The 14,997-nt window shown below is 59.0% G+C and carries 8 protein-coding genes; 5 read left to right on the forward strand and 3 right to left on the reverse strand.

Going from position 1 to position 14,997, the window contains the following annotated elements:
• Positions 1-592: 592 nt before the first annotated feature.
• Both F3H35_RS19190 and F3H35_RS12165 read left to right on the forward strand, forming a co-directional pair.
• The gene (locus F3H35_RS19190; protein ID WP_317510561.1) at positions 593-973 is read left to right on the forward strand and encodes an HNH endonuclease; all 381 of its coding nucleotides are present in this window, start codon (positions 593-595) and stop codon (positions 971-973) included.
• A 121-nt stretch (positions 974-1,094) separates the two neighbouring features.
• Positions 1,095-6,206, forward strand: coding sequence for a RecQ family ATP-dependent DNA helicase (locus F3H35_RS12165; protein ID WP_149780053.1), 5,112 nt, complete (start codon positions 1,095-1,097; stop codon positions 6,204-6,206).
• A 183-nt stretch (positions 6,207-6,389) separates the two neighbouring features.
• On the opposite strand, the gene F3H35_RS12170 is transcribed toward F3H35_RS12165, so the two are convergent.
• On the reverse strand, positions 6,390-7,445 hold the full coding sequence (locus F3H35_RS12170; protein WP_149779859.1) for a sodium-dependent bicarbonate transport family permease: 1,056 nt from the start codon (positions 7,443-7,445) through the stop codon (positions 6,390-6,392).
• 633 nt (positions 7,446-8,078) lie between these two features.
• Here F3H35_RS12170 and speB point away from each other — a divergent pair.
• Positions 8,079-9,041 (forward strand): agmatinase, encoded by a 963-nt coding sequence (gene speB / locus F3H35_RS12175; RefSeq protein ID WP_149779860.1) that lies wholly within the window; start codon positions 8,079-8,081, stop codon positions 9,039-9,041.
• Positions 9,042-9,074: 33 nt separating this feature from the next.
• On the opposite strand, the gene torT is transcribed toward speB, so the two are convergent.
• Positions 9,075-10,121, reverse strand: a complete 1,047-nt coding sequence (gene torT / locus F3H35_RS12180; protein WP_223228400.1) for a TMAO reductase system periplasmic protein TorT — start codon at positions 10,119-10,121, stop codon at positions 9,075-9,077.
• Between the two features lie 93 nt (positions 10,122-10,214).
• On the opposite strand from torT, the gene F3H35_RS12185 reads away from it, so the two are divergent.
• Positions 10,215-13,142, forward strand: coding sequence for a response regulator (locus F3H35_RS12185; protein ID WP_223228401.1), 2,928 nt, complete (start codon positions 10,215-10,217; stop codon positions 13,140-13,142).
• On the opposite strand, the gene torR is transcribed toward F3H35_RS12185, so the two are convergent.
• Positions 13,123-13,815 (reverse strand): two-component system response regulator TorR, encoded by a 693-nt coding sequence (gene torR / locus F3H35_RS12190; protein WP_149779861.1) that lies wholly within the window; start codon positions 13,813-13,815, stop codon positions 13,123-13,125. The two genes, F3H35_RS12185 and torR, sit on opposite strands and share 20 nt — an antisense overlap.
• 181 nt (positions 13,816-13,996) lie before the next feature.
• Between torR and F3H35_RS12195 the strand changes: the two genes are divergently transcribed.
• Positions 13,997-14,947, forward strand: a complete 951-nt coding sequence (locus F3H35_RS12195; protein WP_149779862.1) for an ABC transporter substrate-binding protein — start codon at positions 13,997-13,999, stop codon at positions 14,945-14,947.
• Positions 14,948-14,997 lie beyond the last annotated feature (50 nt).

Raw genomic sequence — 14,997 nt, forward strand, 5'->3', positions numbered from 1 at the left:
CGGCGAAAAATCCCAGACCCAGCAAGAGGCTCGGCACACATACAGGTCCGATGATGCGAAAGAATGCCGCCGGTTTCACAGGCCCTCCCTGACGGTTTCTCTGGTTTGGAAGTGTGGCTTCCATAATTCGCTACGATTTTACAGGCCCCGTCAATCTCTTGCGGCGCCTTCCTGGTGACCCCACGGGTTTCATCCAGCTGCATCGACCAACATTGTGAACAACTTGGGGGAATGGGCTGAAGGGCCCGGAAAACGACAGCGGGAAATGTCAGAGTTCTTGCAATAAGCGGCGGTAACTACACAATTTTTCTAGATCCAAGTATCTGGCTTCAAATAACTCGTGATGCCACTTTGCTGCCGGCCCCGGCAGCCCGAAGAGGGGTGGAGGCGCGCAGCTTGCGGTTCGGCGCCTCATGGATGAGGATTTCGCTCGGATTGTGCGATTGGGGCTGCCTGAAGGCCTGAAGAGGCAAGAGGCGACACGATACGAGTCGGAGGGTTTTGAGGTGGCCGCGGAGGCCGGAATTTTCGAGCGTCCGGTTCTGGCACGTCTCGCACGGCGCCCATACCGGGACGTCGCGTTTAGTGGAAGGTGCGCGAGGCTTACGACGACCGCTGCGCCGTGTCCGGGCTTAAGCTCAGAAACGGCGGAAGGCGCCCGGAGGTGCACGCAGGCCATATCCGCCCGATCCAACGCAATGGCAGCGACTTCGTAGGAAACGGGCTGGCGCTGTCAGGTACATTGCATTGGATGTTTGATCCCGGGCTGATCTCGGTTGCTGATGACAACGAAACCATCCTCGTGTCTCGCGACAAGGTGCTGGGTGATGTCGTCGACCGGCTGTCAGGTCCGGATGGAAAGATCTGGAAGCCTGAGGGCAAAAGAAACTGGCTACATCCCGCAAATCTGGCATGGCATCGGGAGAACATTTTTGCTCAAATGGCTGCCGCGGGGTCCGCTCCTTGGAAATAAAGATTAATCTGGCATTATGAAAAACATAATTTCCCGCGGCATATCGAAAGCGCTTGGCCGTAGCCGACCACAGCAGCCCGAAGCGCCCAAGGCTGATCTGCCGGGAATGAGCAGTATTCAAATGCGGCGGGAACAATCCAAAATCTTGTCACGCTGTCTGTCGATTGATCTGGAGGTCGATCCCAAGGAGGCCCGGATATTCGCCTTTGCAGCGGTGCCGGAAGGCGAGGAAGAGGGGGTTGTTCATCGGAAAGGTGACCCGAAGGCCGCGCTCGAAAAACTCGACCTGTATTGCGCCGGTTTCGCACATGTCATTGGACACAATATTCTGCGCCATGACCTGCCGCATCTCATGGCGGTCTCGCCGCGCTTCGCAAAGCTTGCGGATGGACCGATTGACACGCTTTGGCTCAACCCCTTGGCGTTCCCACGCAATCCATATCATCATCTGGTCAAACACTACCGCGATGGGCGGCTTCAAAGTGGTCACGTCAACGATCCTGAGTTCGACGCGCGTCTTGTGTTCGAGGTCCTTCGCAACCAGATCGATGCGTTCGTATCGCTGAACATGGCGTCGCCAGAGACGATGATTGCCTATCACTGGCTTTGCTGCCGAGGACCCGCTAGCAACGGGTTTGATCGGTTGTTCAGCGACGTGCGCGGGGCGCCCATCCCGACTGAAGCTGAAGCGCACGTGGCCATTCGGACGCTGCTAAAACGGGCGGTCTGCGACGTCCAGCTGGACGCTTTGCTCGAGCGGCTCGCCGACACGGGCCTGGGCTGGCCGATGGCATATGCCCTGGCCTGGGTTTCGGTAGCTGGTGGGGATTCTGTCATGCCGCCTTGGGTGCGTGCGCAGTTCCGTGACGCAGCACGGCTCGTCAAAGACCTGAGGGACACGAATTGTCGTGATCCGCACTGTGCCTATTGCGCGGAGCACAATGATCCCACGCGTGCACTCGAACGCTGGTTCGGCTTTCCAAGTTTCCGCCCGGAACCGGTCGACGAGCACGGACGCCCGCTTCAGGAAAAGATCGTGGCCGCGGCCATGGAAGGCGACAACCTGTTGGGCATCCTGCCGACCGGCACGGGCAAATCCATCTGCTATCAGATCCCCGCGCTGTCTCGGTTTGACAAGACCGGGGCCTTGACCGTCGTCATATCGCCGCTTGTGGCGCTGATGGCGGACCAGGTACAGGGTTTGGTACGTGCCGGAATTTCCTCGGCGGTTACGATAAACGGGTTATTGTCTTTGCCCGAGCGTCAGGATGCGCTCGACAAGGTGCGGCTTGGGGATGCAGCGATCCTTTTGATTTCCCCCGAACAATTACGCAGCATAACAGTTCGGTCCGTTCTGGCACAGCGCGAGGTGGGGCTTTGGGTGCTGGACGAGGCACACTGCGTGTCCAAATGGGGACACGATTTCCGACCCGACTATCGCTACGTTTCGCGGTTTATCAAGGAAAGCTCAGGCGACGAACCGGCTCCGGTGCTTTGTTTGACCGCAACGGCAAAGCCGGACGTTGTGCAGGACATACGCAGTCATTTCAAAGAGCGGTTGGGGGCCGAACTGGTGTTGATCGACGGTGGCGCATCGCGGTCGAACCTGAGCTTCCAAGTGCTGCCAACGCAGCGCGCAACCAAGATGGCCGATATACTCGACACGATAGAGGCCCGGCTTCCGCGCGAGGGCGTGTCGGGGGCTGTTGTTTATTGTGCGACGCGAAACGCCACCGAGCGCGTGGCGGAGTTCTTAAAGCAACAAGGCATCGCCGCGGAGCGGTATCATGCGGGACTTAGCGCCGATGACAAGCGAGAGATCCAGGAGGACTTCCGTATCGGCAATCTGCGCGTGATCGCGGCCACCAATGCCTTTGGGATGGGGGTCGACAAGCCGGACATTCGCCTCGTGGTTCACGCTGACGTGCCTGGGTCGCTGGAAAACTACCTTCAAGAGGCAGGGCGCGCCGGACGGGATCGCGAGTCTGCAAACTGCGTTCTTCTGTTCAATACCGAAGACGTTGATCGTCAGTTCAGCCTCAGTGCGCGGTCTCGACTCGCGCGGCATGAAATCGGCGCGATCCTGAAGGCGCTTCGGCGCCTTGATACTCGAACCGGAAAAGGCGGTGAAATAGTCGCCACTCCCGGTGAGATTGTTCACGAAGAGAAAGAGCGGGATTTCCAGAGGGACAGCAATACCGACGATACGCGGGTGAAAACTGCCGTCGCCTGGCTGGAAGAATCGCACCTTCTGAACCGCGAAGAAAACCGGGTGCAGGTGTTTCCCGCCTCGCTCCGGGTAAGGAGCATGCAGGAGGTCGTTGACATCCTTGCGACCGCCGAGATCACTGAGCGGCGGCGCGGGGATCTGGCCACCATCGTGCAGCATATCATCAACGCGCCGCAAGAAGAGGGCATCACTACGGACGAGCTTTGTGGGGTGAGTGGGCTGACGGCGTCTGGCGTGCGCAAGGCTTTGGCGGATCTTGAGGCTCTGGGGATTGCAAAGGATGATACAAACATCACCATTTTCGTGCATGTGCGTGTCGAGAACGCCTCGCCGAAGCGGTTCGAAGCGGCATCCCGGTTGGAAGCCGACCTGATTGCGATCCTTAGAGAGCAAGCGCCGGACACGGACATCAACGAGGCTTGGCCCTGCCACCTGGCCTCGGTGGCGCAGGCCCTGCGGGAGCAGGGACACGCCTCCGTACGGCCCGATATCGTCGAGGGGTTGCTCCGTGGGATTGCGCAGGATGGCCGCGACATGGATGGCGGCAAAGGCAATATCGGCCTGCGCAAGGTGTCCAAAGGCAGCCTCATGGTGCGGATGCAAAGATCATGGGCTGTAATCGAGCAGACCGCTCAGCTTCGCAGGCAGGCCGCAGAGCGGTTGGTTTCATACTTGATCGACAAGGTTCAGGCCGGCCTGCGTGGCAAGGATGTTCCTGTCGAGACCACGCTTGGCGACCTTCTTGCGGCGGTCAACAGCGATGCGCTGTTAAGGGCATCCGTCAATGATCCGTCGAAACTGATGGACCGCGCGCTTCTTTGGCTGCACGAACAGCAGGTGGTCACTCTGGGCAAGGGATTGTCCGTGTTCCGCTCCGCCATGACGTTGCACATCAATCCGAAAGGCGGCGGCTTTACCACCCAGCATTTTGCGCCGCTCGAAGATCACTATAGCGAACAGACCGTCCAGACCCACGTGATGGCGGCTTATGCGACCAAAGGCATCGACGATATCGATCAGGCCCAACGGCTCGCGCATGACTATTTCGCAATGGAGCAGTCCGATTTCATGAAAGCTTGGATGCCGGGGAAAATTTCGGAGTTCAGACGGCAGGCAACGCCCCAGTCCTATGCCGAGATCGTCGACAATCTGGGGAACTCGACACAAGAGCAGATCGTGCGTGACGACCGGGAACAGACCAATGTTCTAGTGCTCGCGGGGCCCGGATCAGGCAAGACTCGCGTGCTGGTCCATCGTGTTGCCTATCTGGTCAGGATCAAGCGTGAAGATCCAAACGGTATATTGGTGCTCGCCTACAATCGTCACGCGGCCGCCGAGATCCGGGAACGCCTGCGGCTATTGATTGGTGAAGATGCACGCTTCGTTACGGTCTTGACCATCCATGCCTTAGCCATGCGCTTGGTTGGTGCGAGTTTCGCCGGACGGGAAGCGGCCGATGACCCTGATTTTGAGACGCTTCTGACCGATGCGGCGCGTCTTTTGCGTGGCGACGGGCTGGACAAAGTCGAGGCCGAAGCCTTGCGAGAGACCTTGATCCAGGGATTTCGCTGGATTCTCGTGGACGAATATCAGGACGTGGGGCCCGAGGAATACGCCTTGATTGCTGCGGTGGCCGGCCGCAGCATCGATGATCCCGATCAACGGATCAGCCTGTTCGCTGTCGGCGATGACGATCAGAATATCTATGCATTTGCTGGCGCATCGGTGCGCCACATTCGGCAATTCGAACAGGATTATTCAGCCAAGCCGGTCTTTCTGACCGACAATTACCGCTCGTCGAAAAATATCATCAGCGCAGCGAACGCCGTGATCGAAGGATCTCGGGAACGTATGAAAACAGCGCATGGGATTACAGTAGACCAAGCGCGGCAAAAGGAGCCGGCTGGGGGTATTATGGAAGACCTCGACCCGGTTGCACAGGGACGGGTCCAAATCCTTGGCTGCCCGGCCGGAAATGACGCGCAGGCCCTTGCGGCGGTCAACGAGATGATCCGCCTGTCAAAACTGATCCCGGATTGGAGCTGGAAGAGGGCGGCAATCATTTCGCGTGATTGGCGCAAGCTTCTGCCGGTCCGAGACTTTGCCGAGGCGCATGGAATTCCCGTCGAAATGGCGAACGAGAGCTTGCCTAGTGTGTGGCGCACCCGTGAGATGCAAAGGTTTATCGGTGGCCTGCGCGAGAGGCACGGGGCCATGGTCAGCTTGGGCGACCTGACCGAAAACCTGAACGCGATACCGGCAAGCCGTTGGACTGACCGGATCGGCGAGGGGCTTGGTCAACTCGCGCGTGAAGTTGATGGCAAATCGCTCCCGACCCCTGACGTGATTGAATGGTTCGCTGAATGGTCGAAGGATTCATGGGGCGAACAGCGTGGCCTAAAATTGTTGACAGCACACCGCTCTAAGGGGCTCGAATTCGACGATGTGGTGATCATGGATGGCGGTTGGGAACGGCCCTCGCGAAACGAAGATCAGGACGCGCCGAGACGATTGTTCTATGTGGCCATGACACGTGCACGGCGCAATTTGATCGTCATGAGCAACGACAATCACGAATACCTTCCCACCGAGTCGCCTTCCGTGGTCAAGCGGCACGTGGTGTCCGACTTGGCGACAGTCCCCGGCCCCCGCCGGTTCTTTCAATCTCCAGAAATGAAGATGGTCGACCTGTCATTCGCAGGGCGCCAGGGTGATCGGCACATTGTTCATGACGCGATTGCCCAAGCACAGGTCGGCGCGCCAGTCAGGCTCTCCAGAGTCGGGGATCGCTGGCAGATCGAGGATGTTCGAGGACGGGCCCTCGGGCGGATGTCAAAAGCATTTGCGCCACCGATTGGCACGAAGTTTGTCACCGGCGAGATCGCGGCCATCATTCATTGGCGCAAAGAAGATGCCGATGAGCGTTTTCACTACCTGCTGAAACGCGCCAATTGGGAAGTCGTTGTGCCTGAACTGGTCTTCGAAGAGATCAAGCGGGCTTAAAGCGTTTTCAGAAAGGACCAAAACAGCAAGTAGGGCAGTCAAGCGGTCGTTCGCTCCACTTGTGATGAGGGACCGCGAAGGGTCGTTCACATTGACGCGGGCCAAGCGCTGGCTCTTTTCCATGCATCATCGCCAGAACCGCCACTTTGGGCAGAAAACGGCGTGCTGTGCTATCCATGGATCTCATCCGGCGATCATTGCTTCGGCAAGGGCCATCCAAAGCGGGATTGACAGGATCGCGATTGGAGTTCCGAGTGCTGTCGAGGTCCCGATATAGGAAGAGGAATTTGCCTCGGGCAATGCGGCTCTCAGCGTCGGTGGTCCGGAAACATCCGAGCTCGAAGATGCCATCACGGCGAGAAGCACAACGCCACCTGCTGAAAATCCTGTGAAGTGATTGGCGGCCATACCGATCGCGAACCCGATCGCGCCATGCACGAATGGTGCAAGAATGCCGTAAAGAATATACACATGGGCTACTTTGCGAAGATCCGCCAGCCGCGCCCAAGCTTCCATTCCCATCACAAGCATCAGCAGTGACAGAAGGCCGTGAAACAGTGGCTCATAGAAGCTGGCGTAGACCGTTTCCGGCCTTGCAAACAGACCAAGCGCCAAGCCAAGCAAAAGCGCCGATATTGCCGGGCTCTTGAGTGTATCAACCAGGATGTCCTTAACAAACGTTCCGTTGAAGCCACTTCCATTGCCGCCCATGGTCATCGTGGCCGTACCGGCCTCATCCGGAGTGGACACAATGCTACGCGCTGCACTCATTCTTGCCAGTGTTATGGCAGTTAAAAGAGCGGCCACGTCCATGAAGGGATACAAGGCGCCGATAAAGCCTTCATAGGCCACGCCTTCGGCGTCCAACATGCCCATTGCCGCTGCAAGAGTGGAGGCAGACACGGCTCCGAAGAGACCGGCTGTTGCCATGCCGTCCATTGGAGACACACCTTGCTGCCGCAAGAGAATTGCTCGTCCGATCAAGACGATAACGATCCCGGCAATGGTCGCTCCGAGTGCCGGAACCGCCAGTTCCATTAAATTTGCGCCACGCACCGCGATGCCTGCACCCAAGCCGACCTTCATCAACAAAAGGAGAACGACCAGTTTGTAAACGGGTTCGGGAACCTCGAGGCGGCTGCCAAGGGCTGCCAAAAGCATACCGCCGATCAGAAAGGCAAGTGTTGGCTTCTGAAACTGAGACAGGATAGTGGTCAAGATTTCGACGATGATTTCCATGAGGGCTAAGCCATTTCTGATTGCGTTGGCCCTCATTTGGCGCAAAGCGAGTATAAATAAAAATACATCTTTCGGCCATTTTAGTTCTAAAAAATAGAACTTAATTGATCCCTATGAAGGGGGAGGTGTCGAGCCAAAGTTCTTGGATCACCGGGTTTGCGTGTGCCTTTTGCCATCCGCATTTCTTCCGGCTGAGAACCCCGGCACAAAACCGCGCTACAGCCTCATCGGCGCGACCTTCTATACATATAAAAGCTTGGTTTGGCGGCATGACGTTATTGGATGCCAAGAAGCTGCGGGCGCAGGAAGGTGAGCACAATAAGCTGAAGCCCATATGGGCGGATGCGATGCTGGATGTCTGGTCGCGACGATAGTCTCGACGTGACAGATCCGGCGCAGAAGCAGACTTGGCGTCACGGGAAAACGGACCCGTGCCGACGGTTCGGAACAGACGCGCCAAGTCCAGAGTATCGTCCCGCGTGGAGCACAAGGCGGCAAGCCGCGCATCGTTCTTCGTGTCGGACGTGACAGGCTCTCACATACGTAAAAATATATATCTGTGGCGCGATTTACATATATAGGCCATCTCATGCAATCTGGTCCCATTCGGATTTGAAGAAGAGAAAAGCACCTATGGCAAAGGAGTCCAACGTTACCCCCAGAACGGGCGATCAGGCCTTTACCCGAACGTCGGACTTTGGGACCGTGGCTGAAGCCAGCTATGCAGGTGCTCTTAGCTTCATGCGGCGGCGTTACACCCGCGATCTGAGCGGTGCCGATGTCGCCATTATGGGTGTGCCCTTTGATCTGGCGGTGTCCAGCCGTTCGGGCGCGCGCCTTGGGCCACGGGCTGTCAGGGCCGCCTCGAGCCATATTGCCTGGTCTGCCCCATGGCCTTGGGAAAAGGACCCGTTCGAGCAACTTGCCGTGGTGGATTACGGGGATTGCCAGTTCGATTACGGAAATCCGGCGAATATCCCCAATGAGATCGCCGATCAGGCGCGCGCGGTTCTGGCAACGGATACGGCGCTTCTGTCGATCGGTGGCGATCATTTCGTCACTTACCCGCTGCTGAAAGCCCATGCCGAGAAACACGGGCCTCTGAGCCTTGTTCAATTCGATGCGCATACCGACACATGGGCCGATGAGGCGGGACGGATCGATCATGGCACGATGCTGTGGCACGCAGTCCGCGACGGGCTGGTTGATCCTTCGCGCTCGGTTCAGGTCGGCATCCGGACGCACAATCCCGAGCCACTTGGCTTCAACATCATAGACGCGATCGAAATGCACCGGACCGGGCCGCAGGCGGTTGCCGAAAAGATCAAGCGCATCGTCGGGGACCAGAAGACCTATCTGACCTTTGATATCGACGCGCTGGAACCCGCCTCGGCCCCAGGTACCGGCACGCCGGTGATCGGTGGTCTAAGCCCTTACCAGGCGCAGGAAACGCTTAGGAATATGGTTGGCGTGAACCTTGTGGGCATGGACGTCGTCGAAGTCGCTCCGGCTTATGATGTGGCCGATATCACGGCATTGGCGGCCGCGACGATCGCCAATGACATGCTGTGCCTCTACGCCGCTGCGCATGGCTGAGAGCACGCAGATGCGTCGGTATCCTCGCCCCGGTCAGGGCGAGAATTCGAAAACCGGTATGAAACTGGCTGGCGCAAGGGTTTCGGACAACTGCTCCTCGGTGATCTGGCCTTCCACGACAGGGAAGATGACCGGCCCAGCCTGACGATGGATAAGGCTGCCTTCGATGGCGCGCACGGCGAATTCCACGGCAAGCCTGCCTTGCAGAACCGGGAAATCCGTCGGCGCGGCAAGGATCTTCTGGCGGTATATTCCGCGATAGACCGCATGGGTCATGTAGTCCGAGACGATCTGCACCTGCCCTTCAAGGCCCCGCGTGCGCAGCAAAGACACCGCAGCTTCGGCGGTGGGCGCGGACCCGACGACATAGTCGAGATCGGGAACTTCCTGCAAGGCCTGCTCGACCAGCAAAACCTGATCCTTGCGGCCTGTATCTCCGTATTTGGTCACCGCGATCTCGGCTGAACTCGCGGCGATCGCGGCGTGGAAGCCGCGTTCGACGAATTGCACCCAGCCCGCCCCTTTCGGACCGGGAAACCAGGCCACTTTCACTGCCGGGCTTCCCTTGGGGTGGCGTTGCGCAATGACACGGCCAGCGGCGGCGCCCATTTCCACCCAGGATACGCCCACCTTGGCGGTGATGCCGGGATCGGCGATATCATTGACCGCTGCGATCACGGGGATATCCCGGGCGATCTGGAGGATCGTATCGGTCAACGCGTCATAGGCGACGGTTCCGAGGATAAGCGCATCCACACCTTCGGCCACGCAGTCGATGATCTGCTGTCGTTGACGGTCAAGATTGGGATAGCCGCCCGCCTCGACCAGCTTGAAGGACACACCCAGCCTGCGCGCCTCTTCGACCATCCCGTGATTGACGCTGAGCCAATAGGCATCCTTGAGATGCGGGTAGGCGACACAAAGCGACCAGTCCTGCTGCGCGGTGTCGAGTGGCGTGTAGGTCACGATATCGCTTGGCCCCTCGTAGTCGAAAGGCGCCTGAGGAACCTGCAACTGCCAAGGAGAGGATGCGGCCGCCAACGGGGCCACGACGAGAAAAAGAACACAGAACCAGCGCATGGGTGATATGGTTGCAGCAATGTGGGTCCGCAGCAACTGTTTCAAGCGGCAAGCCCGCACTTTTGCGGATGGGACGGCACTCGGGGCGAACACGTGTTGAGACAAGCGGGATTGCGGGGAAAGCTGCTGTTCGCCTTCGTGTTGATCGCGGGGCTTCCGACCTTGGCGGGTTTTCTCGGGCTGATCGAGCTGCGCGACCTTGTCAGAAAACAGTCCGACGTGATCCGTCAGACGATCCCGGCAATTACCGATGTCCGTGGCATTGCCGAGGAAAGCACGAGTATCGTGGCGCTTGTTCCGCGGCTGGCCGATGTGGACAACCAGCCCGATCGCGAGGCGCTGTCGGGTGATCTGCGCAAGCAGGTCGAAGCCCTTGCCACACGTCTTGAACGGCTTGAGGGCAACAGCGGTGCCCGTATCGTCACCTTGCGCGAAACCATCGCCCAGGTGGAAACTGCACTTGCGATGCTGGACGATATGGTCGAGCAGCGGATTGCGGAACGCGACGTGTTTCATGGCCGCGTTGCGCTGAATCTGGACGCGGCCAACATGCTTCTCGATATGGCCGATACGCTTGTCGCCAACGCCGAAATGGCGACGACGGCTGTCATCTCCAGTCTCTATGGCGAGACCAATGCCGGGCTGGAAGGCGCAGGCACGGTTGCCGCGCTGGACAAGCTTCTGGAAGTCGATCTGTTCCAGCTTGGCCTGATGTTCGAACTGCGCTCGCGGGCGGCCGAGGTGGGGTTGTTGATCAACCGCATCGAAGAGACCGCGACCGTCGAGGAGCTGGAAGCGGTGGAAGCGGCGTTCCTGCCCGAGCTTGCCGTGGTGTCGCGCCGGATCGCCGCCATCCGTGATCCGGGGCGTCTGCAGCAGGCGGAGCGCCTTCTGGCGGAATTGCAGTCGGTCACCGAGGATGACGTAACCCTGTTCGATCTGCAGCGCAGCATCCTGTTGAGTGGACTTGGGATCGACGCCCTGAAAAAAGAGCTTCAGGATGCCGCCATTCGGCTTGGCGAAGAGGCCTCGGCCGTGGCGGACCAGTTGCAGCAGGTCGCTGTCACCTCCGGCGAGATCGTTGCACAGGACATGCGGCAGGCGCAGATCCGCAACAGCGCCGCCGCCATTGTGGGGCTTGTTCTTGCAATGGCCGTTCTGTGGTTTTTCGTGCGTGGCCACATCACCCGTCGGCTTGACCGACTGCATGGGGAGATGACGGCCCTTGCACGGGGCAATCTCGACCGCAAGATCCGTCCGCGCGGCAATGACGAGATCGCCCGAATGGAAGAAGCGACCGAGGTGTTCCGCCAGCAAGCCATCGCCAAACGCGATCTTGAAAGGCAGCGCGACCGCAACGAACGCGAATTGCTGGAGCATCGCAACAATCTGCAGAAAATGGTGTCCGAGCAGACCGAGCGTTTGCGTCTTGAAGTGGCCGCCCATGACGAAGCCCGCCGCGAGGCCGAGGCCGCCGACAGAGCCAAGTCGGAATTCCTGGCGATGATGAGCCATGAAATCCGCACGCCGATGAACGGCATGTTGGGCTTGCTGCACAGCCTGTCCGAGGATCGGCTGGATCCCGAACAGCGCCATAGACTGGGCGCGGCCTATGCATCGGGGCAGAACCTGCTGCAGATTCTGAATGACATCCTCGATTATTCCAAGATCGAGCATGGCGGCATTCAGCCGGTGAATGCCACTTTTTCGCTGCATGATCTGGTCACCGACGTGATGGCGCTTATCCGTCCTAGTGCCGATTCAAAGGGTCTGCACTTGCTTCTGGATATGCCGGATACGCTTGTGGATGTCGTCTGGGGCGATGTCGCCAAGCTGCGGCAGATCCTGTTCAACCTGTTGTCCAACGCGCTCAAATTCACCGAGGAAGGAGAAGTGATCCTGCGGCTGCGTGCCGGCTGGGCACAAGGCGATGCGCACCGGGTGATCTTCGAGATCAGCGATACGGGGCGCGGTGTCGCGCAGGCGGCCAAGGCCCGGATATTCGAGGCCTTCGAACAGGAGGATGGCGCCACGAGCGGCAAGTTTGGCGGCACGGGGCTTGGCCTTGCCATCAGCAAGCGGTTTGCCGATGCCATCGGTGCGACCCTGACCCTTGAAAGCACCAAGGGGGTGGGGTCGGTCTTTACGCTGGCGGTTGATCTGGAATCCGGCAATCCATCGGATCTTGAGGACATGGCCCGCCCCGAAACAATCGACCGTGCCGAGGTCGCACTGGATATTCTGGTGGTCGAGGATAACGAGATCAACCAGATGGTTGCCCGCGGCTATCTGGAGCGGATGGGGCATACATGCCATTGCCTGTCCGATGCCGAGACGGCGCTCGCGCTTTTGCAGCATCGTCGCTTCGATGTGATCCTGATGGATGTGAACCTGCCGGGAGTGAACGGGGTCGAGGCGACACGCCAGATCCGCGCCCATGCGAATGTGGCTGTTTCGGCAACGCCGATCATCGGCATTTCGGCGCATGTGCAGGAGGAGCAGATCGAAAGCCATTTGCAGGCGGGCATGAACGGCTTTGTGGCCAAACCCGTGGCGCCAGAGCGTCTGGCCCGCGCCTTGGACAGTGTCAGGCAGGGCCAGCAGGGCGCGGTTTTCCTGTCGTCGCGTATGCCGGTCTCCAAGGCGATGTCGCGCATGGTCTCGCTCGAGACGGTGCTGCGGCGCAATATCGAGGATTTCGGCGCCGACTCCGCGCGCCGGATCGCCGGGCTTTTCATCGAACAGATCGCGATCGAGCAGGCGGCGCTGGAAGCCGCGCTCGAGGCCGAAGACTGGGACGAGTTGAAAAAGATCGCGCACCGTTTGAAAGGTGCGATCGGCAACTACGATCAGCATGACGTGGTTCAGGTTCTGGCCCAGCTCGAGGCCAATGCCAGTGCCGCGCAACATGACCGCGCGCGCATCCTTGTTCAGCGCTTGTCGGCATTGATGCCGCAACTGGGAGACGCCATGGCCGCCGCATTACGGCAGAACGAAGCCGTCAGGTCACATGCGATGTGAAAGCATATCCCTCGCCATGCACGGTAGTTATGATCGCGGGGCTTGCCGGGTCCTGCTCCAGTTTGGTGCGCAGGCGGCGGATCAGAACGTCGACGGTGCGGGGATTGGTGCCATATTGCCGATGTGTGACCCGCGCCATCAGAGCATCACGGCTTGCCACCTCGCCGGGGCGTGTCACGAAATGCTGCAGAACCTCGAATTCGGCCCGCGTCAGGGTCACGGCCGCCCCGTCTTCGTTTTCCAGTCGCCGGGCGCGCAGATCGAAGACATAGCCGGAGAACCGATAAACCTGCCGCGATCCGTGCGCCGACCGGCTGGTGCGGTATAGCAGGTTCTTGATCCGTGCCAAAAGCTCGCGACGGTTGAAGGGTTTGCAAACATAATCGTCCGCACCCATCTCCAGCCCGACGATGCGATCGACGTCATCATCGCGCCCGGTGACCAGAATGATACCGATATCGGATTTCGCCCGTTGTTCGCGCGTGATCTTCAAGCCGTCCTTGCCCGGCAGATTGATGTCCACAAGAAGCAGATCCACGGGCTGATCCCGAAGGATCCGCTCGGCGATGTCGGCGCTTGCCGCCTCGGACACGTCATATCCCTGTGCTTCGAGATAACTTGTCAGGGTGGCGCGCGTGACAGGCTCGTCTTCTATGATGAGGATGTGTGACATCTGCCTCGGAGGTATTGGACGACCACTCCATTAACAAATTTATACATCTTAGTATAGGCTGTTCACCCCATGCGCCTTACCTGTTCACAAACGATGCCTAGGATTTCCCCAGCACGGGCCTGGTTTGCCAATCATGTCCGCGCTCGAAGAATAAAAACGAGTCAAACAACGGGGAAAGAAAATGCGAACCAAAGTCATCATGTCGGCTGCTGTGCTGGCCGTCTCGTCCGCAACGGCATCCTTTGCCGAGGACAGTAGCGATCCGATCATCATTCCGACTCACAACTGGTCCAGCCAGATCGTCATGAGCCATGTCGTCGGTCAGATCTTTGAATCCATGGGCAACAGCGTCGAATATGTCTCGACCGACAGTCAGGCGGTGTATGAATCCGTACGTCTTGGCGATGTGACGCTCGAGCTTGAAGTCTGGGAAGGTGCGTTCGGGCCGTCCTTCGAAGCGGCGCTGGCAAAAGGCGGCCTGCATGATGTGGGTGACCATGATGCCGTCACCCGCGAGGATTGGTGGTATCCGGAATGGACCAAGGAATCGTGCCCGGGTCTGCCTGACTGGGAAGCCCTCAACGCCTGCGCCGAACTTTTCGCCACGCCCGAAACGGGCGACAAAGGGCGCTTTCTTGGCGGTCCGGTTGACTGGCTGAAGCACGACCAAGAGCGTGTCGATGCGCTTGGCATGAATTTCGTTGTCGTGAATGCCGGTTCCGCTTCGGCTTTGTGGGCTGAAGTGGCCGCCGCCGAACGTGACAAGCGCCCAGTCGTGATCTTCAACTGGACGCCCAACTTTGTCGAAGCACTCTATCCAGGCGAGTTTGTCGAGTTTCCGACATACAGTGAGGGCTGCAAGACTGATCCTGCTGTCGGCCCGAACCCCTCGGCAACCTACGACTGTGGCAACCCTGCGAACGGTTATCTGAAAAAGGCTGCATGGGACGGGATGAAAGACAAGTGGCCCAACGCGTACTCGGTTCTCGAGAAGATCAGCTTCACCAATCCCCAGATCGCTGAAATGGCCAAGCTTGTCGATATCGACGAGTTCGAGCCGGAAGATGCTGCCGCCGAATGGCTTGAGCAGAACGAGGCCATCTGGAAGCCCTGGGTCGAAGGCGGCGCATAAGTCCCTGCCTTTCAAATCCTGACTGGTCGCCCCGCCATGTCTGGCGGGGC

The sequence above is a fragment of the Roseovarius litoreus genome, from assembly GCF_900142765.1.
GTDB classification, from domain to species: Bacteria; Pseudomonadota; Alphaproteobacteria; order Rhodobacterales; family Rhodobacteraceae; genus Roseovarius; species Roseovarius litoreus.